Source organism: Azospirillum brasilense (genome assembly GCF_022023855.1).
Classification (GTDB): Bacteria; Pseudomonadota; Alphaproteobacteria; order Azospirillales; family Azospirillaceae; genus Azospirillum; species Azospirillum brasilense_F.
On the sequence record NZ_CP059450.1, the window covers coordinates 1 to 19,876 of the forward strand.

16 protein-coding genes are annotated in these 19,876 nt (G+C 68.8%); 9 read left to right on the forward strand and 7 right to left on the reverse strand.

Features of this window, described 5'->3' with window-relative positions:
* Positions 1–153: 153 nt before the first annotated feature.
* The 7 genes from H1Q64_RS13415 to H1Q64_RS13445 all read left to right on the forward strand — a co-directional run bounded on the left by H1Q64_RS13415 (position 154) and on the right by H1Q64_RS13445 (position 7,918).
* Positions 154–918: an ABC transporter ATP-binding protein gene (locus H1Q64_RS13415; RefSeq protein WP_237905727.1), complete on the forward strand. Its 765-nt coding sequence runs from the start codon at positions 154–156 to the stop codon at positions 916–918.
* A complete protein-coding gene (locus H1Q64_RS13420) occupies positions 911–1,633 on the forward strand; it encodes an ABC transporter ATP-binding protein (protein ID WP_237905728.1) in 723 nt (240 codons plus the stop codon). The genes H1Q64_RS13415 and H1Q64_RS13420 overlap by 8 nt, the downstream gene beginning before the upstream one ends.
* A 61-nt stretch (positions 1,634–1,694) precedes the next feature.
* Positions 1,695–2,897, forward strand: a complete 1,203-nt coding sequence (locus H1Q64_RS13425) for an ABC transporter substrate-binding protein (RefSeq protein ID WP_237905729.1) — start codon at positions 1,695–1,697, stop codon at positions 2,895–2,897.
* A gap of 144 nt (positions 2,898–3,041) precedes the next feature.
* Positions 3,042–3,929 (forward strand): branched-chain amino acid ABC transporter permease, encoded by an 888-nt coding sequence (locus H1Q64_RS13430; RefSeq protein WP_059399141.1) that lies wholly within the window; start codon positions 3,042–3,044, stop codon positions 3,927–3,929.
* Positions 3,930–3,932: 3 nt separating this feature from the next.
* A complete protein-coding gene (locus H1Q64_RS13435) occupies positions 3,933–4,949 on the forward strand; it encodes a branched-chain amino acid ABC transporter permease (RefSeq protein ID WP_237905730.1) in 1,017 nt (338 codons plus the stop codon).
* Between the two features lie 47 nt (positions 4,950–4,996).
* Positions 4,997–6,976, forward strand: coding sequence for an acetoacetate--CoA ligase (locus H1Q64_RS13440; RefSeq protein ID WP_237905731.1), 1,980 nt, complete (start codon positions 4,997–4,999; stop codon positions 6,974–6,976).
* Positions 6,977–7,132: 156 nt separating this feature from the next.
* Positions 7,133–7,918 (forward strand): 3-hydroxybutyrate dehydrogenase, encoded by a 786-nt coding sequence (locus H1Q64_RS13445; protein WP_237905732.1) that lies wholly within the window; start codon positions 7,133–7,135, stop codon positions 7,916–7,918.
* Between the two features lie 47 nt (positions 7,919–7,965).
* Here the strand turns inward: H1Q64_RS13445 and H1Q64_RS13450 are convergent, their stop codons facing one another.
* A complete protein-coding gene (locus H1Q64_RS13450) occupies positions 7,966–8,667 on the reverse strand; it encodes a glutathione binding-like protein (RefSeq protein WP_237905733.1) in 702 nt (233 codons plus the stop codon).
* Between the two features lie 167 nt (positions 8,668–8,834).
* On the opposite strand from H1Q64_RS13450, the gene H1Q64_RS13455 reads away from it, so the two are divergent.
* Positions 8,835–9,011, forward strand: a complete 177-nt coding sequence (locus H1Q64_RS13455; protein ID WP_237905734.1) for a hypothetical protein — start codon at positions 8,835–8,837, stop codon at positions 9,009–9,011.
* 38 nt (positions 9,012–9,049) lie between these two features.
* Here the strand turns inward: H1Q64_RS13455 and H1Q64_RS13460 are convergent, their stop codons facing one another.
* Positions 9,050–9,268, reverse strand: coding sequence for a hypothetical protein (locus H1Q64_RS13460; RefSeq protein ID WP_035683641.1), 219 nt, complete (start codon positions 9,266–9,268; stop codon positions 9,050–9,052).
* Between the two features lie 214 nt (positions 9,269–9,482).
* On the opposite strand from H1Q64_RS13460, the gene H1Q64_RS13465 reads away from it, so the two are divergent.
* Positions 9,483–9,971 carry a response regulator gene (locus H1Q64_RS13465; protein WP_237905735.1) on the forward strand — a complete coding sequence of 163 codons (489 nt, stop codon included), beginning with the start codon at positions 9,483–9,485 and terminating at the stop codon, positions 9,969–9,971.
* Between the two features lie 66 nt (positions 9,972–10,037).
* On the opposite strand, the gene H1Q64_RS13470 is transcribed toward H1Q64_RS13465, so the two are convergent.
* From H1Q64_RS13470 to H1Q64_RS13490, 5 genes are all read right to left on the reverse strand, one after another.
* Complete coding sequence (locus H1Q64_RS13470; protein WP_237905736.1) at positions 10,038–10,196, reverse strand: hypothetical protein; 159 nt, start codon at positions 10,194–10,196, stop codon at positions 10,038–10,040.
* A 178-nt stretch (positions 10,197–10,374) separates the two neighbouring features.
* Positions 10,375–10,854, reverse strand: a complete 480-nt coding sequence (locus tag H1Q64_RS13475) for a cupin domain-containing protein (RefSeq protein WP_237905737.1) — start codon at positions 10,852–10,854, stop codon at positions 10,375–10,377.
* Positions 10,855–10,859: 5 nt separating this feature from the next.
* Entirely contained in the window at positions 10,860–13,628 is a 2,769-nt protein-coding gene (gene treY / locus H1Q64_RS13480) for a malto-oligosyltrehalose synthase (protein WP_237905738.1), read from the reverse strand.
* 97 nt (positions 13,629–13,725) lie between these two features.
* Positions 13,726–19,365, reverse strand: a complete 5,640-nt coding sequence (gene treZ, locus H1Q64_RS13485; RefSeq protein ID WP_237905739.1) for a malto-oligosyltrehalose trehalohydrolase — start codon at positions 19,363–19,365, stop codon at positions 13,726–13,728.
* Between the two features lie 80 nt (positions 19,366–19,445).
* Positions 19,446–19,760 carry a hypothetical protein gene (locus tag H1Q64_RS13490; RefSeq protein WP_035677092.1) on the reverse strand — a complete coding sequence of 105 codons (315 nt, stop codon included), beginning with the start codon at positions 19,758–19,760 and terminating at the stop codon, positions 19,446–19,448.
* Positions 19,761–19,876: the final 116 nt, after the last annotated feature.

The window sequence follows — 19,876 nt, forward strand, 5'->3', positions numbered from 1 at the left end:
CGTGCGATGCCCATCGCCGCCGTATATGAATTCAATGATTTCAATAACTTGATCGAATTGCTCGCACTTGGCATGTTCTGTGCTTATATCAGCCTAACCAAAAACGCGGACCGGCAGACGACGCGGACGAACAGGGAGGGAAAAGCGGCACCCATGGCCGACGACATCATTCTGGAAGCGCGCGGACTCTCGAAGGAGTTCAAGGGCTTCATCGCGGTGAAGGAGGTGAACCTCCAGGTTCGCCGCGGCACGATCCACGCGCTGATCGGCCCGAACGGCGCCGGCAAGAGCACGGTCTTCAACCTGCTGACCAAGTTCCTGACGCCGACGCGCGGCCAGATCCTCTACAAGGGGCGCGACATCACCGCCATGAAGCCCGCCGACGTGGCGCTGCTCGGCATGGTGCGCTCCTTCCAGATCTCCGCGGTCTTCCCGCACCTCAGCGTGCTGGAGAATGTCCGCGTGGCGCTGCAGCGCCCGCGCGGCACCAGCTTCCATTTCTGGAAGCCGGAGGCCAGCCTGCACGACCTGCACGACCGCGCCGAGGAGCTGATCGAGGCGGTGAATCTCACCCCCTGGGCCGGCCACACCGCCGCCGAGCTGCCCTACGGCCGCAAGCGCGCCTTGGAGATCGCCACCACGCTGGCGCTCGACCCCGAGGTGATGCTGCTCGACGAACCGCTGGCCGGCATGGGCCACGAGGACATCGAGGGCACCGCCGCCCTCATCAAGCGCGTCTCCGCCGACCGCACCATCCTGATGGTCGAGCACAACCTGTCGGTCGTCGCCCACCTGTCGGACACCATCACCGTGCTCCGCCGCGGCGAGATCCTGGCGGAGGGCGCATACGACGTCGTATCGCGCAACCCGCAGGTCATGGAAGCCTACATGGGGACGGGTGAGGTGGCCCATGCCTGACGGCGCGACTGTGAAGACCGCGATGCTGGAAATCCGCGACCTCCAGGCCTTCTACGGCGAAAGCCACGTGCTGCACGGCGTCAACATCGACGTGCGCCAGGGTGAGGTCGTGACTCTGCTGGGCCGCAACGGCGCCGGCAAGACGACCACCATGCGCTCGATCATGGGCATCGTCGGCAAGCGCAACGGCTCGATCCGCTTCCAGGGCAAGGAGCTGATCGGCATGGCGCAGCACAAGATCCCCCGCCTCGGCATCGGCTATGTGCCGGAGGAGCGCGGCATCTTCGCCTCGCTCAGCGTGGACGAGAACCTGATGCTGCCGCCGGTGGTGAAGGCGGGCGGCATGACCGTGCCGCAGATTTACGAGCTGTTTCCCAACCTCCAGGGCCGCGGCACCACCCAGGGCACGCGCCTGTCGGGGGGCGAGCAGCAGATGCTGGCCATCGCACGCATCCTGCGCACCGGCGCCGACCTGATCCTGCTCGACGAGCCGACCGAGGGCCTCGCCCCCGTCATCATCGAGCAGATCGGGGTGGCGGTGCGCAAGCTGAAGCAGCGCGGCTTCACGATCGTGCTGGTGGAGCAGAATTTCCGCTTCGCCGCGACCATCGCCGACCGCCACTACGTGATGGAGGAAGGCCATGTCGTGGACATGATCCCGAACGACCAGCTCGCCCAGAACATGGACAAGCTGCACACCTATCTGGGTGTCTGACGAGTTTAACACCCCCTCTGCTGAACACACTCAAAACAAAGCCAATCGAAGGGAGTTCGAAATGCTCAAGACGTTGCTTTGCGGGACCGCATTGCTGGCGCTGACCGCCGGGGCCGCGCACGCCCAGGTCTCCAACAACGTGATCAAGATCGGCGTGATGAACGACCGGTCCGGCATCTACGCCGACCTCGCCGGCGAAGGCTCGGCCATCGCCGCCCGTCTGGCGGCCGAGGAGTTCGGCGGCAAGATCGCCGGCGCGCCGATCGAGATCGTCGTCGCCGATCACCAGAACAAGGCCGACATCGCCGCCAACACGGCGCGCGAGTGGATCGACGCCGGCAACGTGGACGTCATCGCCGACGTGCCGAACTCCGCCGCCGCGCTGGCCGTCCAGGGCATCACCAAGGACAAGAAGCGCATCTTCCTGATGTCCGGTCCGGGCTCGACCGACCTCAGCGGCAAGTCCTGCAGCCCCTACGGCTTCCATTGGACCTACGACAACTACGCCATGGCCGCCGGCACCGCCCGCGCGCTGGTCGAGCAGGGCAAGAAGAACTGGTTCTTCATCACCGCGGATTACGCCTTCGGCCATTCGCTGGAGGATGAGACCTCGAAGATGGTCAAGCAGCTCGACGGCAAGGTCGCGGGCAACGTCCGTCATCCGCTGGGCACCGCCGACTTCTCGTCCTACCTGCTCCAGGCGCAGGGCTCGAAGGCGGACGTGATCGGCCTCGCCAACGCGGGCGGCGACGCCACCAACGCCGTCAAGCAGGCGTCGGAGTTCGGCATCACCCAGTCGGGCCAGAGCCTCGCCGGCCTGCTGCTGTTCATCAGCGACGTGAACGCGCTGGGCCTCCAGGCCGCCCAGGGCCTGCTGCTGACCACCGGCTTCTATTGGGACACCGACGAGCAGACCCGCGAGTGGACCAAGAAGTTCGAGGCCAAGGCCGGCCGCAAGCCGACCATGGTCCAGGCCGGCGTCTACTCCGCGGTCCGCCACTATCTGAAGGCGGTCGAGGCCGTCGGTTCCGACGATGCGGACAAGGTTTCCGCCAAGATGCGCGAGACTACGGTCAGCGACATGTTCACCAAGAATGGCAAGATCGCCGCGAACGGCCGCATGTTCCACGACATGTATCTGGCCCAGGTGAAGACCCCGGCCGAGTCCAAGGGCCCCTGGGACTATTACAAGATCGTGAAGACGATCCCGGCCGAGCAGGCGTTCCTCGACCCGGCCAAGAGCGGTTGCGCGCTGGTGAAGTAAGGTTCCGAGACGGGCCGCCACCCAACCCTTCCCGAGGGGAGGGCTCAAATTCCCTCCCCCGCCCAGCGGGGGAGGGTTAGGGTGGGGGCTCCCTTCTGGCATCAATCAAAAAATCAAAAGTCCGATACACAGGGAGGGACGGTCATGTTCGACTTGCTGGGGGTGCCGCCCCAGGTCCTGTTCGGCCAGCTTCTGCTCGGCCTCATCAACGGGTCCTTCTACGCGCTGCTCAGCCTTGGGCTGGCGGTCATCTTCGGCATGCTGAACGTCATCAACTTCGCCCACGGCGCGCTCTACATGATCGGAGCCTTCGTGGCGTGGCTGCTGCTGACGAAGCTCGGCCTCGGCTACTGGTGGGCGTTGGGCCTGTCGCCGCTGATCGTCGGGCTGCTCGGCGTGGTGCTGGAAAAGACCATGCTGTCGCGCCTCTACAAGCTCGACCATCTCTACGGCCTGCTGCTGACCTTCGGCCTCGCCCTGATCATGGAAGGCGCCTTCCGCCACTTCTACGGTGTGTCGGGCCAGCCCTATCCGATCCCGGACGCGCTCAAGGGCGGCCAGAATCTGGGCTTCATGTTCCTGCCCAACTACCGCGGCTGGGTCGTCGTCGCCTCCCTGATCGTCTGCTTCGGGACGTGGTTCGCCATCGAGCGGACGCGGCTCGGCGCCTACCTGCGCGCCGCCACGGAAAACCCGGTGCTGGTCCAGGCCTTCGGCATCAACGTGCCGGTGATGATCACCGCCACCTACGGCTTCGGCGTCGCATTGGCCGGGCTGGCCGGAGTGCTGGCGGCACCCATTTATCAGGTGTCGCCCCTGATGGGCACCAACCTGATCATCGTCGTCTTCGCCGTGGTGGTGATCGGCGGCATGGGCTCGATCCTCGGCGCCATCGTCACCGGCCTGGGGCTGGGGCTGCTGGAGGGCCTGACCAAGGTCTTCTACCCCGAAGCCTCCAACATCGTGGTGTTCGTCGTGATGGCGATCGTCCTCCTCATCAAGCCTGCGGGCCTCTTCGGACGGGAGCGCTGAGCCATGGCTACCCAAAGCAAGACGACCAGCATCAAGACGACCGGCCTCAAGGCGGCCGATACCCAGACGACCACCATCGCGCTGCGCCGTCCAGGGCAGGACACCTCCCGGAACGCCATCATCCTCGGCATCGGCCTGTTGATCGCATTGGCGGCACCCTTCGTGCTGTACCCCGTCTTCGTGATGAAGGTGCTGTGCTTCGCGCTGTTCGCCTGCGCCTTCAACCTGCTGATCGGCTTCGCCGGCCTGCTCAGCTTCGGCCATGCCGCCTTCTTCGGCGGCGCGGCCTACATCACCGCCCATTCCGCCAAGGTCTGGGGGCTGGGGCCGGAGGTCAGCATCCTGCTCGGCATGGGCTTCTCCGCGCTGCTGGGCCTCGCCTTCGGCGCGCTGGCGATCCGCCGTCAGGGCATCTACTTCGCCATGATCACGTTGGCGCTGTCGCAGATGGTCTTCTTCATGGCCCTGCAGCTCAAGTTCACGGGCGGCGAGGACGGCATCCAGGCGGTGCCGCGCGGGCATCTGTTCGGGGTGATCGACCTGAACCAGCCGTTGGCCATGTACTACTTCGTGCTGGCGGTGTTCCTGGTCGGCTTCGCGGTGGTCTGGCGCGCCGTGCATTCCCCCTTCGGCCAGGTTTTGAAGGCGATCCGCGAGAACGAGCCGCGCGCCGTGTCGCTCGGCTACCGGACGGAGCGCTACAAGCTGCTGGCCTTCGTGCTGTCGGCGAGCCTCGCCGGTCTGGCCGGCGGGACCAAGGCGCTGGTCTTCCAGCTCGCCTCGCTGACCGACGTGACGTGGCAGATGTCGGGCGAGGTGGTGCTGATGACGCTTCTCGGCGGCATGGGCACGCTGCTCGGCCCGGTGGTGGGTGCGGCCATCGTCGTCACGCTGGAAAGCTATCTGGCGGCCACCAGCATGCCGGTTCCTGTCGTGATCGGCGCGATCTTCGTGGTCTGCGTGCTGGTGTTCCGCCGTGGTATCGTGGGCGAACTCCAGGCCCGCTTCGGCCGCCGCTGAACCTCAAGAACCGAACGGCATAAAAAGCCAAAATCAGGAACCGCAAGATGGATCAACCGCCCCCTGGTCAATCGCTTTCTGATCAGCCGCTGTGGACCCCGTCGGAGGCGCGCGTGGCCGCCTCCAACCTGACGGCCTTCCGGCAGGCCGCGAGCGCCCGCTTCGGGCTGCGGCTGGACGATTACGACGCGCTCTACGACTGGACGATCGCCGGCAAGGAGGATTTCTGGCGCTTCCTGTGGGAGTGGGCCGGACTCAAGGGCGATCTCGGCGGCGTGGCCCTGGCCGATGGCGACAGGATGCCCGGCGCCCGCTGGTTTCCCGAGGCCAGCCTGAACTACGCCGAGAACATGCTCGCCAACGCGCCGGACGGCGAGGCGGTCGTCTTCTGGGCCGAGGACAAGGTCAAGCGCCGCTGGTCCGGCGCCGAGCTGAAGGCCGAGGTGTCCCGTCTCCAGCAGGCGCTCAAGGCCGCCGGCGTCGGCAAGGGCGACCGCGTCGCCGCCGTCGTCCCCAACATGCCCGAGACGCTGGCCGCCATGCTCGCCACGGCCAGCCTGGGAGCCATCTGGTCCTCCTGCTCCCCCGACTTCGGCGCCCAGGGCATCACCGACCGCTTCGGCCAGATCGAGCCGACCGTCCTCTTCGCCCCGGACGCCTACTGGTACAACGGCAAGAGCCACGACATCCGGGCCAAGATCGCACAGGTGCTGACCGAGCTGCCCACCGTCAAGGCCGCGGTCATCATCCCCTACGTCAATGAGACGCCGGACGTTTCGGCCATCCGCGGCGGTGTCACCTTGGGCGACTTCACAGCCCCCTTCGCGGCGGCAGAACCGAGCTTCGAGCGGGTGGCCTTCAACCACCCGCTGTTCATCCTCTATTCGTCGGGCACCACCGGCAAGCCCAAGTGCATCGTCCACGGCACCGGCGGCACGCTGCTCCAGCACGTCAAGGAGCACCGGCTGCACAGCGACGTGAAGCCGGGCGACCGGGTGTTCTACTACACCACCTGCGGCTGGATGATGTGGAACTGGCTGGTGTCCGGGCTGGCCGCCGGGGCGACGCTGCTGCTCTACGACGGCTCGCCCTTCGCGCCGGACGGCAACATCCTGTTCGACTACGCCGACGCCGAGGGCATGACTCTGTTCGGCACCTCGGCCAAGTTCATCCAGCAGGCCGAGAAGTCGGGGCTGGAACCGATGCGCACGCACCGGCTCGACACGCTGCGGGCGCTCGCCTCGACCGGCTCGCCGCTGATGCCGGAGAACTTCGCGTACGTCTACCGGGCGATCAAATCCGACATCCATCTGGCCTCGATCAGTGGCGGCACGGACATCGTGTCCTGCTTCGTGCTGGGCAACCCGACGGCCCCGGTGTGGGCGGGCGAGTTGCAGACGGCGGGGCTCGGCATGGCGGTGGCGGCCTTCGACGACGCCGGCCATGCGGTCAGCGGCGAGAAGGGCGAACTGGTTTGCACGCGGCCCTTCCCCTGCATGCCGGTGGGCTTCTGGGCCGACCCGGACGGGGCGAAGTACCGGGCGGCCTATTTCGAGCGCTTCCCCAACGTGTGGACGCACGGCGACTTCATCGAGCGCACGGTGCATGGCGGCTGGGTGATCTACGGGCGCTCGGACGCGGTGCTGAACCCCGGCGGGGTGCGCATCGGGACGGCAGAGATCTACCGGCAGGTCGAGCAGCTTCCGGAAATCCTGGAGGCGGTGTGCATCGGCCAGGAATGGGACGGCGACGTGCGCGTCATCCTGTTCGTGGTTCTGCGCGAGGGGCTGACCCTCGACAAGGCGCTGGAGGACACGATCCGCAAGCGCATCAAGGAGAACTGCTCGCCGCGGCACGTCCCGGCGCGCATCGTGGCGGTCAAGGACATCCCACGCACGCGCTCGGGCAAGATCACCGAACTGGCGGTGCGTGACGCGGTGCACGGCCGCCCGATCAAGAACACCGAGGCGCTGGCCAATCCCATGGCGCTCGACGAGTTCCGCGAGCGCCCGGAACTGGAAGGGTAAATTCAACCCTCTCCCCTCTGGGGAGAGGGTGGCCCGAAGGGCCGGTGAGGGGGAGATGCTTTTGCCGGACGTACCGCAACGCGCATCCCCCTCACCCTAACCCTCTCCCCGGAGGGGAGAGGGGATTCAAACCAACAAGACAACAGAGGATAAGCCATGACCTTGACTCAGAAGGTCGCGGTGGTCACCGGCTCGACCAGCGGGATCGGCTTGGGCATCGCGCGGGCGCTGGCCGGAGCCGGGGCGGATGTGGTGCTGAACGGTTTCGGCGACGCGGCCGCCATCGAGGAACTGCGCGCCGGTCTGGCGGCGGAGTTCGGCGTGCGCGTCGGCTATCACGGCGCCGACCTGTCCAAGCCAGCGGAGATTGCCGCGCTGATCGGCTACGCGGAGGAGACGTTCGGTTCCGTGGATGTGCTGGTGAACAACGCCGGCATCCAGCACGTCGCCCCGGTGGAGGACTTCCCGGCGGAGCGCTGGGACGCGGTGATCGCGCTCAACCTGTCGGCCGTCTTCCATGGCACCCACCACGCCCTGCCGGGCATGAAGCGGCGCGGCTGGGGTCGCATCCTCAACATCGCCTCCGTGCACGGCCATGTCGCGTCGGTCAACAAGTCGGCCTACGTCGCGGCCAAGCACGGCGTGGTCGGGCTGACCAAGACGGTGGCGCTGGAGACGGCGGGGACCGGCGTCACCTGCAACGCCATCTGTCCGGGCTGGGTGCTGACCCCGCTGGTGCAGAAGCAGATCGACGCCATCGCCTCGACCAAGAACATCCCGGAGCCGCAGGCGAAAGCGGAACTGCTCGGCGCCAAGCAGCCCTCCGGCGCCTTCGTGACGCCGGACGAGCTGGGCGGGCTGGCGGTCTATCTGTGCTCCGACTCGGCGGCGCAGATGACCGGTGCCAGCCTGCTGATGGATGGCGGCTGGACTGCGCAGTAAGGATTTTGTCGCCCTCTCCCGCCTCGGGGTGGGAGAGGGCTTCATCATCACTTCTGGACGTTGGCGGCGGTCTGGCCGAAGAGGATCTTCTTGCCCTCGTCGGTGACCGACGGGCGCTTGGCCAGTTCCGCACCCTTCTCATAGGCGCGGACGGTCGCCGGGCGGGCCTGGATCGCTTCGAACCAGCGCTTCAGCTCGGGGAAGTCGGCGAGGTTCTGGCGCTGCCGCTCGTGCGGGACGACCCAGGGGTAGCAGGCCATGTCGGCAATGGTCAGCTCGTCCCCAGCGATGAAGGCGCGGCCGGCCAGACGCTTGTTCAGGACGCCGTAGAGGCGATTGGTTTCCTTCACATAGCGGTCGATGGCATAGGGGATCTGTTCGGGCGCGTACTGCACGAAATGATGGTTCTGCCCGGCCATCGGGCCGAGGCCCCCCACCTGCCAGAACAGCCACTCCAGAACCGTCTTGCGGCCCCGCAGGTCGGCGGGCAGGAACGTGCCGGTCTTCTCCGCCAGATAAATCAGGATCGCGCCGGATTCAAAGACCGACACCGGCTCCCCGCCATCGGCCGGAGCGCGGTCGACGATGGCCGGCATGCGGTTGTTCGGGGACATCGCCAGAAAGTCCGGCTTGAACTGGTCCCCGGCCGAGATGTCCACGGGATGGATCGTGTAATCCAGCCCGGCCTCTTCCAGGAACAGCGTGATCTTGTGCCCGTTGGGGGTCGGCCAGTAGTGAAGGTCGATCATGGCGGTCCTTCCGGTTTGTCTCAGCCCCGAAAAGTGATGGAACGCGCGGTTTCCGGCAACCCGCGCCGCGCGCGCATCAGCCCTCCGGAAGGGGCAGGCGACGGGCGCAACGTCGCGGCCCCCGAAATGTTGAATACGGTGAACCGACAATCAGCATGAGGACCGTCATGAGCGACGACCGGACACCCGCCACCCAGCCCCAGCGCAAGGACGACCGGATCGACGAGGCCCGTGAAGGCACCGTCAAGCCCGACCAGGGCGGCGAGGCCGAACTGACCGAGAAGGAGGAGCAGAAGCGCGGCGGTGCCAACACGTCCACGCCGGGGCCGATCTACGATGTGTAAGGCCGGCCCTTGACGACCGGCCCGTCACGACCGACCGGTCACGAAACCAGCGCCAGGGTGGGGTCGGGCGGTATCGGCGTGGCGTCTTCCAGCGTCCGGGCCACCTCGTCCAGCGGGGCGGCGACCACGAGCGGTTCGGAGCGTCCGGCGAAGGTGATCTCGGTCCGCTCCCCCTCGGTGCCGCGCAGGTACAGAACGCCCGCGGCGTTGATCAGAACCGGCGCCCCGGCGCGGTCGGTGAATTCGATGAACTTCATGCAGGACTCCCACGGAGGTTGCATCACGCTTGGACTGTCTCAAACACGCAAAGAGGGTGGCGGGTTCGCTTCTCCGGATGGCATTGCCCGTTCGGTGCCCCGCCGGCTCGTTCCATTGCGCGCAATCAGCCCCTTGATTGATGCACCGCATCGACAAACATGGGCGCTGCGGGCCACGTCGGCCCGTGCCGTCCGCCAACAAGGAACAGATGCCGTGAAGTTGCTCGTCGTCGAAGACGACCCGTTGATCGGGCCCGCCATCAAGGCCGTGATGGAGAATGCCGGATACACGGTCGTCGGCCCTCTGCGCGACGCCGCCAAGGCGACGCGGCTGGGGGTCCGGGAACAGCCGGATCTTGCCCTGGTGGACGTCTATTTGGCCGGAGGCGAGAACGGGCTGACTCTGGCCCGCAAGCTGTGGGAGGAGCACAACATCCCCTCCCTGCTGATCACCGGTTTCGACCATCGCGGCGAGGAGGCGCGCGATTTCGCGGTCGGCCTGCTGCGCAAGCCGGTGATGCCCGACGCGTTGGTCGATGCGGTCGGGGCCGTCGGGGAAATCCTGGCGGGGCTGCGCCCGTCCTCCATACCCCCGGCGCTGGAGCTGTTCGGGCGGCCCGAGCGCGTGTCCGCCGCAGCGCCGCAGCCGGCGCCCCAATCGTCGCCGCAACCCGCACAACAGCCCATGCGGCGGCAGGGCTGAGGCCCTGAGGCCCCGCCCTGCCATTTTCGCATGCTTTAAACAGTACCCTTAGACAATGACCGTCGGTCAGCGGTCCGGAGTCTCTTCCGGACCGCCCTGTGCCGGGGCTTCCGCCGGCTGAGCGGAGTTCTGCGCGGGCGCCGCGGCGGATTGCCCGTCCTGCGGCTTGGTGTTTTCGGAGCCGTTGCTGGGGTCCAACTCGACCCACTGGCGATGATCGCTCATGACTTGTCTCCCGTCCGTCTGTGGTCGCGTCCCGTGGTGCAGGAATGGTCCGGTGAGGCGCCTCTCGTTTCTCGGCTCGGGCGCCTGTCCTTTGGAATAACGCGTGGCGGAGGGATTCGATCAATCCCGAGCGAAGAAATCGGGTATTTTGTGAGGCAGCCCTGTCCGGTGACCTCCTTTAGAAGCCCCCACGGGCCAGGGCCGGCTCGCCCCGCCGCCACAGCCGCCGGGCCAGCGACAGCGGGGCGCGCAGCATCCGCCTCATGGCGGCGCGGGGACCGAGCGGCTTTTCGATCGCGTAGTATTTGCGGATCGTCTCCCGCACCTCCCAGACTCCGGTGAAACCCCTGGGAATGACGAAGGCGTCGCCCTGCCCATGCTCCTGCGGCGTGCCGTCCCGGGGGGTGATGACCACCCGCCCGGCCAGCAGCACGCAGAACTCCTCGTAGGGCCAGTCGGCCATGGCGATGGTGCCTGGCGTGCATTGCCAGACCCCGCAGGCGAACCGCCCTCCGCCGCCATCGTAGAGGTTCAAGAAACTCTCCTGAGGGTTGCCGGACAGCACGGCCCCGAAGACGGCGGGCTTGCCGGGGTCGCTCCCGATCAACCGCTGGTCGATGGGAACGAGCGCGCGGCGCGGCGGCGGGTTGCGGTCCATGGCACTCACCCCTCCCGCACCAGCAGGGCGACGGGGAAGTCCCGGAAGAGGTCGGCGGCGGTCACCGCGTCCGCGGCCTCCAGCGTCCCGTCGGTCAGCGCGTTGCGCCAGCGCTGCCCGCGCGGCAGCGGGACCGAGGTGTCGCCCCAGTCCGGAGCCTCGCCCAGCGCCCCCACCAGACGCGGGGCGGCGACCACGACGGTGTCGTCACCCAGCCGGCGGGCGAAGGCCACCACATGCTCCACCCGCTCGCCTGTCGCCTCCAGCGGCAGATACTCGCCCTTGGCGAAGAGGTCGGGCATGGCCGCCCGCAGGGCCAGGGCGCGCCGGGTCAGGGAGAGCTTCACCGCGCCGTCCTGCCAGCGGCTCAGCAGGCTGCCGATCTCCGCCCCCTCGACCTCGTCGAGCAGGCGGCGGCGGACGTCGTAGTCCACCGGGCGCCGGTTGTCGGGGTCGACGAGGCTGAAGTTCCACAGCTCGCAGCCCTGGTAGATGTCCGGCACGCCGGGGCTGGTCAGCTTCAGCAGGGTCTGGGTCAGCCCGTTGACCATGCCGATGCGGGCAAGCCGCGCTTGGAAGGGCAGGAAGGCGTCGAAGAAGGCGGTGCTGCGCGACACGTCCAGCGCGTCGTGGACGAAGCTGGTCATGGCGCTTTCATAGGCCTCGTCGGGGGCGGCCCAGGTGCTGTGGACCTTGGCCTCGCGCATCGACTTGGTCATGGCGCCGGCGAGGCGCTCCGCGAACTCCGTCATCGCCTGCGGGTCGAGGCTTGCGGGGTCCGCCCCGGTCAGCTCCGCCGGCCAAGCCCCGACGAGGAGCTGGTAGAACAGATACTCGTCGTTGCGGTCGGGCGGGGCGGTGCCCTCCACGTCGCCGCGGCGGGCGCGCAGCAGGCGGCTCCAGGTCTGGATCTGCCGCTCCCATTCCTCCGGCATTTCCGACAGGGCGTAGAGGCGGGCGCGGGTGTCCTCGCCGCGCTTGGTGTCGTGGGTGGTGCTGCCCAGCATGGCGTGGGGCCAGCGGGCGGCGCGCTCCGCGTTGGCGTTGTGGAAGTTGGCGGTGCCGACCCCGAAATGCTCCGGGTGCCCGCCCACCTCGTTCAACGCGGCCAGCCGGTTGTAGCGGTAGAAGGCGGTGTCCTCCAGCCCCTTGGCCATCACCGGACCGCTGTACTGCTGGAAGCGCATGGCGAAGCGCAGCACCTGCTGGCGACTGTAGCCGCTGCGCGGCTGGGCCACCAGATCGGTGGTCAGCAGCCTGTGCAGGAAATCGTAAGCGGAGCCGTCGGTGTTCGGGTCGGCCTTGCGCGCCTGGGTGATCGCCCAGTCGATGCTCCGCCGATCCAGCTCGCTGACGCCGCGCCAGTCGACATAGGTACGGTAGACCGGGAAGCGGGCGATGGTCTCCTTCAGCGCCTGATGCAGGATGTTGGCGGTGAAGTCGGCGGTGCGCGGGTTGGCGCGGGCGATGCGCGAGGCCTGCCGGGCCAGCACGTGAAGCTCGCTGGACATCTCGCTGTCCATGATGCGGATCTTGCTGGTCCGCACCACCTCGTCGAAGCTCTCGCGCCGCCCGGTGAAGTCGGCGTAGAGGCGGGTGAAGGCCTCCTCCGCCTTCGAGTCGACGAACAGCCCGCCCATCAGGTTGGCGAACTCGTAGCCGGTGGTGCCGTCGATCGGCCAGTCCTCGCGCAGCCGCTCGTGGCGGGCCAGGATCTTCTCGACCACCAGATAGAAGGGCCGCTCCGTCGCCTGGGCCAGCCGCTCGCAATAGCCCCTGGGGTCGTAGAGGCCGTCGATGTGGTCGATGCGCAGCCCGTCCAGCGTGCCGTCGTCGACCAGCTTGAAGGCCAGCCGGTGGGCGACGTCGAACAGCTCGCGCTCCTCCATGCGCAGGCCGGCGAGTTCGTTGATGTTGAAGAAGCGGCGGTAGTTGATGTCGTCCGCCGCCACCTTGAAATAGGCGGCCCGCCAGTTCTGGGCGGCGATCAGGTCGGTCAGGCGGCGCCAGCTCTCCGGCTCGCCCTCCTCGCCGCGGAAGCGCTTCAGCCGGCGCTCCACGGCTTCGGCGACGTCGGGCTTCTCGGAGACCAGCGCGGCCAGCTCGGCCTTCAGGGCGTTGGCGCGGCGGATCTGGTGCGGGCGCACCTGGTCGAGATGGCGGAAGGCGTCGCCGATGCGCTCCAGGTCCGGCTGGTCGTCGCCGAGGATCGTGCCGTAATCGGCGGGCCGGATGGGCAGCTTGTGGGTGTCGTAGGCCCAGACGGCGAAGCCGCCGGTTTCCTTGTCGAAGCGCAGCTCCAGCCCGCCGGACTCCAGCACCGCGCCGAACTGGTCGCCGAGCAGCGGCACCAGAACCTTGCCGTGCAGATAGCGGCGGTCGGGCTCCCACTCGATGTCGAAATAGCCGGCGTAGGGGCTGTCCGGCCCCCATTCCAGCACGTCCAGCCACCAGCCGTTGTCCGCCCCGCCGACACCCATGTGGTTCGGCACGAAGTCGAGGATCTGGCCGAGCCCGTTGCGCTTCAGCGCCTCGACCATGGCGTGGAAGGACTCCTCGCTGCCCAGCTCGGGGTTCAGGGCGTTGTGGTCGACGATGTCATAGCCGTGGGTGCTGCCCGGCCGCGCCTTCATGTAGGGCGAGGCGTAGAGGTGGCTGACGCCCAGCCGCGCCATGTAGTCGGCGATTCCGGCGGTGCGGTCGAAGCCGAACTCGGCGCGCAGCTGCACGCGGTAGGTGGCCAGGGGAATCGGCTTATCGGCGTCCGCCGCCATTGGGTGGTCTCCTGATGGGTGTTCCCTCTCCCCCTGGGGAGAGGGGAGGGTGAGGGGGTTGCGCGTGTGCCGGACGTTCGGGAGTTGCGGGCCCCCCTCACCCCAACCCTCTCCCCGGAGGGGAGAGGGGGTTACCGTCGTTCTTCCCGTCTGCCACCGCGGCCGGCCGGGCGGCGGCCATGATGGCGGCGATGGCGCCGGCCTGCGGGCAGTCGGCCATATCCTCCAGCGGGAGGCGCAGCTTGCGGCGCCAGTTGGGGTACTGGTCCACCGTGCCGGGCAGGTTCACCTGCTCCAGCTCAGCGGTCAGGTCGTCCATCTGGACCATGGCGATGGCCGAGCCGGTGCGGGCCAGGAAGGCGTGCACCGCGTGGCCGAGCGCCTCGCTGTAGGGGCTGTCGGGTCCGAAGCTGGCGGGCAGCGGCAGGAAGGCGTCGGCCAGAGCCTCCAGCAGGCGGGCGCGTTCGGCCATGCGGCGGTCGCGCTGGCGCTCCGCCTCGCCTTCGGCGGGGTAGAGTCCGCGCTCCTCCTTCAGCGTGATGTCGTGCCCCTCCCACCAGCCGCGCAGCGTGGCGAGGTCGTGGCTGCCCACCGTGGCGAGCGCCGCGTAGGGGTAGTCGTCGGGGCCGCGGAACCCGCCGTCCTCGGTCCATTCGAAGAACATCACCCGGTAACTCAGGACACCCGCCTCCGCCATGCGCTCGCGGAATCCCTCGGGCACGGTGCCCAGATCCTCGCCGACGACGAGGCAACGGTTGCGCTGGCTCTCCAGGGCCAGGATTCCGAGGAGGTCGTCCATCGGGTAGGCGACATAGGCCCCTTCGGAGGGCGGATGCCCCTCCGGTATCCAGTAGACGTGCTGGAGCGCCATGGCGTGGTCGATGCGCAGCGCCCCGGCGTGGCGCATGTTGGCGCGCAGAAGCTCGATGAAGCGGGCGTAGCCGCCCTCGCGCAGCGCGTGGGGGTGGAAGGGCGGCAGACCCCAATCCTGCCCGGCCGGATTGAACAGGTCGGGCGGGGCGCCGACATGGGCCTGCGCCACCACCACATGCGGGTCGGCCCAGGTCTCCGCCCCGCCGCTGTCCGCCCCGACGGCGAGGTCGCGGAAGAAGCCGACGGCCATCCCGCGCTCCCGCGCCCGCTCCGCCGCCGCCTGCAACTGGCTGTCGGCCAGCCATTGCAGCCAGACGAAGAAGTCGATGCGCTCCCGCCGCTCCTCGGCGAAGCGGCGGACGGCGGGGGAGGTGACCTCCCGATACTCCTCAGGCCAGCGGCGCCAGTCGGGCGTGCCGTCCTTGGCGAAACGCTCGCGCAGGGCCTGGAAGGTGCAGAAGCGGTCCAGCCCCTCGCCCAACTCGGCCCGGAAGGCGGCGAACGCCCGACGCCGCTCCGCGCTGCCCTCGGTCTGGAAATGCGCGAACAGCCGTTCCAGGACCGGTAGCTTCAGTGCCGCTACGGCGGCGTAATCGACCAGCGGGGCGGCCCCCGCCGCCTGCACCGCGCTGAGGAAGCTCTCGTCCGCGATCAGGTCGCGGGTCTCGGCGCAGCCCATCAGTTCCGGCACCGCCAGCACGTCGATGTAGAGCGGGTTGAGGAACAGGCGGCTGGCCGGGGAATAGGGGCTGGCCTGATCGGGCTGGTCGAGGAACAGGGCGTGCAGCGGGTTCAGCCCGACGATGCCTGCCCCGCGTGCCGCGGCCATCTCCGCGACGTTGACGAGGTCGCCGAAGTCGCCGATTCCCCAATCCCCGGCGCAGCGCAGTGCGTAGAGCTGAACCGACAGGCCCCAGATCCGCTCGCCCATCTGGAGCGGGGCGGGCAGATGGCAGGTGGCGGGAGCGGCGATGACCGTCGTCTCCAGGCCGGGATGTTCCGCCCGCAGGCCGCCGACGTCCAGCCGAAGCCGGTGGTAGCCGGGCGCCGGAGCCGCGCCGAGGTCGAGTCGGCGCACCTCGAAATGCTGACCCTCGGCACCCGCCTTGCGGACCAGCGGCAGGTCGCCGAAATCGGCCTCGCCGCTGCGGTCGCCCCCGTCCTCCAGCGTCAGGGTCCAGCGCAACGTCCCGCTGCCTTCCGGCAGGGTTACGGTGACCGAGAAGGGCGGGCGGTCGATGCGCAGCACCGCCACCGGGGGCAGGGGGCGGGCCAGTTCGCGCCGCTCCAGCGTGGCCAGCGCCTCCTCCGGGTCGTCGGCGTCGACCTCCATGGCGGCGAGCAGGGCGCGGATGGTGCCCTCCGACGCCTGGATGGTCTCGCCCGAGGCGCCGGTGTAGTGCGTCTCGATCCCCATCCGCTCGCCGAGCCGGTCGAGCGCCGTCGTCTCCTCAATGGTCCACAGGACGGAAAACGGCGCCATGGTTCCAGCATCAAGGCCGTCGCCCTCGGTCCACAGGACGCGGCCCACGGCCTCGCCCATGCCCGTCACGGGGGCGTCGGACAGGTTGGCGAGCAGATGCAGGCGGCTGCCGTCGCCCAGCCGCCAGGAGACGCGGATGCCCCGCCCGTCGATCACCTCGTGGGTGGCCTCCCCGCCGGGCGCGTTCTCCAGCCGCGGCGCGATCTCCGTGTGGCGCACCGCTAGGATACGGCGGTACCAGTCCAGCCACTCCCCATGCTCGCCCCTGTCGCGGTTGTCCCAGTCGAGCTTGGCCGACTGGAAGGTCTCCGGCGCGGTCGGGTCCGGGATGCGGTCGCGCACCGCCGGGTCCTGGAATTCGGGGAACTTGGCGAATTCCTCCCGCCGGCCGTTGCGCACCGCCTCGGCCAGTTCGTCGGCGAAGTCGCAGAAGAAGGGGAAGGGACGGGCGGAGGCCCATTCCTCGCCCATGAACAGCATCGGGATGCCCGGCCCCAGCAGATAGAGCGAGGTCGCCGCCCGCACCGCCTCGGGCCGCGAGAAGCGGGTGATGCGGTCCCCGAAGGCGCGGTTGCCGATCTGGTCGTGGTTCTGGATGAAGGTGACGAAAGCGGTCGGCGGCAGATGCGCTGACGGCTCGCCGCGCGCCTCGCCGCCGCGGTAGGAGGAGGCGTGGCCCTGGAAGGCGAAGCCCTCGGCCATCGCGCGGGCCAGCTTCACCGCGTCGCCGGCGTAGTCGGCGTAATAGCCGGCGTCCTCGCCGGAGGCCCAGACGTGCAGACAGTGGTGCAGGTCGTCGTTCCACTGCGCGGTGTGCCAGCGCGGGTCGCCCTCCGGGTGGCGCTCCAGCAGGTGGGCTTCGTTCTCGTCGTTCTCCAGCACGAGATGGACGTGGCGGCGGCACCGCACGGCGTCCTGCACGCGCTCCGCCAGCTCCTGGAGGAACAGTTTGTCGCTGTCGTCGAGGATGGCATGGACCGCGTCGAAACGCAGCCCGTCCATGTGGAACTCCTCGATCCAATAGAGCGCGTTGTGGATGAAATAGTCGCGTACGGTGGCGTTGCGCGGTCCGTCCACATTGATGGCGTCGCCCCAGGGCGTCTTGTGCCGGTCGGTGAAGAAGGCTTTGGCGTAGGCGTGGAGGTAATTCCCGTCCGGCCCGAAATGGTTGTAGACGACGTCGAGGAAAACCATCAGCCCCTTGGCGTGGGCGGCATCGACCAGCGCCTTCAGATCCTCCGGGCGGCCATAGGCGGCGTCCGGGGCGTAGGGCAGCACCCCGTCATAGCCCCAGTTGCGGGCGCCGGGGAAATCGGCAACCGGCAGCAGCTCGATAGCGGTGACGCCCAGCTCGACGAGGTGGTCGAGCTTGTCGATGGCGGCGCGGAAGGTGCCTTCCTCGGTGAAGGTGCCGACATGCAACTCGTACAGCACCGTCTCGTGCCAGGGGCGGCCGGTCCAGGCGGCGTCGGACCAGCGGTAGACGGTGGGGTCGATCACCTCGCTCGGACCGTGCACGTCCTCCGGCTGGTGGCGGGAGGCCGGGTCGGGCACGCGCAGCCCGTCCGGAAGCTCGAACTGGTAGCGGCTGCCCGCCTGGGCCTGGGCGGTGGTCCACTCGAACCAGCCGTCGGCCCGCCGCACCATGGGCAGCAAGGCCTGGGTGTCCTCCAGCCACAGCGAGACCTGCTCGGTCCCCGGCGCCCACAGGGTGAAGCGGACGGAGCCGTCGGGCTGCACCTGCGCGCCGAAGGGCATGGCGTGCGCCCGCGCCTCGCCGAGGCGGGTGGCGCCGGGGGCGGCCAGCCCGACCGGGCCGGACGCGCGGTCGGCCACCTCCGGCCCGGCGTCGGCGCCCAGGATGCCGATGGCCCCGGCCAGCGGGATGGCCAGCCAGTCGGGCCGGTTCGCCAGCTCGTAGCCGATCTCGTAGAGCGCCTTCTCCAGCAGGAAGAGTTTCAAAAGCTGCGTGGCGGTGGCCGCGTCGGCAGGCCAGCCCGGGCAATCGCCGATGGCCTCGCGGTAGCCGGCGACGAAGGCGGATGCCGCCTCCCCCTCCCACCAGTTCAGCCAGGCGATGCGGGCGCCGCGCGCCGTCTCGTCCAGGTCGGCGGGCAGGGCGGCCCGCGCCCCGGCGGCGGCGTAGGTGATGGAGCGCAGCATCCCCGCCACGTCGCGCAGGATGCAGTGCTTGGCCCGCCGTTCGGCCAGCGGGCGCATCGGCTCGCCCTCGAAATCGACGATGTACAGGTCGTCCTTGCCGGCCAGCACCTGCCCCAGGTGATAGTCGCCGTGCAGGCGCATGGCGTGGAAGGTCCCGCGCGGCGGCGTCAGCGTCTCGATCTGCCGCATCACCGTCGCCTCGCTGTCGGCCAGCGACGCGGCATAGGGGGCGAGGTCGGCGTTCAGTTGTGGGGCGGCCTCGCGCAACTTGCCCAGCACGCGGCGGGCGAGGGTGCGCACGCCGTCCGCCCAGCCCCTCAGCATGGCCGGGGTCACCGGCTCCGGCGTGAAGGCGTCGCCGCCGCCGGGGGTGCCGAGCGCCCGGTGCATCTCCGCCGTGCGGCGACCCAGGCGGCGCATGAAGGTCATCAAGGCGACGTCGTCCGCCTTGTCGTCGTCGAAGCGCTCAACGCGCTTCGACAGCTCGGCGGTGACGTGGCTCCAGGCGTCGCGGGCGTCGGGGACCAGTTCCTGCAGGATGCACAGGGTGGCGGCCTCGCCGTCGCCCGTGCGCTCCACCCAGCCGAGCAGGGCGGGGGTGTTGCGGAAGTTGGCGACCTCGGTCAGGAAGCGCCCGACCTCCAGCTCCGGATGGGTGCCGGATTCCAGCTTGCGCAGCCCCTTCAGGATCGCCGCGTCGCCGACGCGGACGGACGTGTTGGATTGCTCCACCCCGGTCCAGCGCAGCGGGGCGCCGTTGCCCAGCGCCCCCGTCACGGCGTCGAGGGCGCGGCTCTGCCCGAAGCGCAGGCCCCCGCTCTCCCCGCCCTTGCGGATGCCGTCGAGCAGGGCGCGAACCACCTCCTCGTCGCCGTAGCCGTCGCGCAGGCTGCCCGACCAGGGGAGCGCCTCGGGACCGGCGATGGAGAAGGGATCGGCAGCATCGGCTTTGCCGTCGCGGTTGAGCACCAGGGGAAGCTGGTAGAGCTGCGGCTCGCGCCCCGGCGTCTCCACCCGCAGCAGGCAGAGTTGGGCGGAACCGGAAGTGAGGGGAAGAGGGAGCGCATCGACGATGCGCACGGTGGGCGTGCCGGCGTCCTTGGCGGCGTACCAGCGCCGTCCGGTCAGGAAGCCGGGAAGCAGTTTGTCCTGAAGCAGGGACAGGGCCTCGCCCTCGATGGGGCCGGAAAATGCATTCGATTTGGGCGCTGTCGGCAAGACACGTCTCCCCTGTTGGGCGGCACGGCTCGCACAACAACCGGGGCGGTGCGGTGTTCCTCCCGCCTAACCGTAGGTGGCTAGCCGTCGGACATGCGCGGATGGTGGGGCAGGCGGCCCAGCCGGCCGATCCGTTCGGCCAGTTGCAACGCTTCGACCACGTCGTCGAGCCGCCCGCACTGCATCAGCGTGTGGGCGTGGGTGTTGAGCGCGGCGACCACCGCGCGTTCGTCGGACACGCCGTCGGCCGGGCGCCCATCGCGGTCCAGAATGACCGCACCAAGCGCGGCCAGCGCCTCCGCCGACAGATTCACGGCGTCGAGCATCGCCGCGTCATCCTTCTCCGCGGCGTTCAGCACGGGTTCCAGCACCTCGGCGAGCAACCGGGGATTCATGAAGGCACGCTCCTGACGGCATCTGTGCTTTAAAACATTGAAAATGGCCCGTTGTGCCGCTGCCGCAAGCCGATGTCCCGTCAACTGAACGGGAGGTAGAGGGCAGGCATGCCGTC

Coding starts and splice junctions, on each gene's coding strand:
- H1Q64_RS13450 (WP_237905733.1), bottom strand. CDS start 8,667: ATGATCGACCTTCACTACTGGCCGACCCCCAACGGGCACAAGATCACG.
- treY (WP_237905738.1), bottom strand. CDS start 13,628: ATGGCGGCGGACGCCGATAAGCCGATTCCCCTGGCCACCTACCGCGTG.
- H1Q64_RS13490 (WP_035677092.1), bottom strand. CDS start 19,760: ATGAATCCCCGGTTGCTCGCCGAGGTGCTGGAACCCGTGCTGAACGCC.
- H1Q64_RS13475 (WP_237905737.1), bottom strand. CDS start 10,854: ATGGACCGCAACCCGCCGCCGCGCCGCGCGCTCGTTCCCATCGACCAG.
- H1Q64_RS13440 (WP_237905731.1), top strand. CDS start 4,997: ATGGATCAACCGCCCCCTGGTCAATCGCTTTCTGATCAGCCGCTGTGG.
- H1Q64_RS13445 (WP_237905732.1), top strand. CDS start 7,133: ATGACCTTGACTCAGAAGGTCGCGGTGGTCACCGGCTCGACCAGCGGG.
- H1Q64_RS13415 (WP_237905727.1), top strand. CDS start 154: ATGGCCGACGACATCATTCTGGAAGCGCGCGGACTCTCGAAGGAGTTC.
- H1Q64_RS13420 (WP_237905728.1), top strand. CDS start 911: ATGCCTGACGGCGCGACTGTGAAGACCGCGATGCTGGAAATCCGCGAC.
- H1Q64_RS13470 (WP_237905736.1), bottom strand. CDS start 10,196: ATGAGCGATCATCGCCAGTGGGTCGAGTTGGACCCCAGCAACGGCTCC.
- H1Q64_RS13425 (WP_237905729.1), top strand. CDS start 1,695: ATGCTCAAGACGTTGCTTTGCGGGACCGCATTGCTGGCGCTGACCGCC.
- H1Q64_RS13460 (WP_035683641.1), bottom strand. CDS start 9,268: ATGAAGTTCATCGAATTCACCGACCGCGCCGGGGCGCCGGTTCTGATC.
- H1Q64_RS13435 (WP_237905730.1), top strand. CDS start 3,933: ATGGCTACCCAAAGCAAGACGACCAGCATCAAGACGACCGGCCTCAAG.
- H1Q64_RS13455 (WP_237905734.1), top strand. CDS start 8,835: ATGAGCGACGACCGGACACCCGCCACCCAGCCCCAGCGCAAGGACGAC.
- H1Q64_RS13430 (WP_059399141.1), top strand. CDS start 3,042: ATGTTCGACTTGCTGGGGGTGCCGCCCCAGGTCCTGTTCGGCCAGCTT.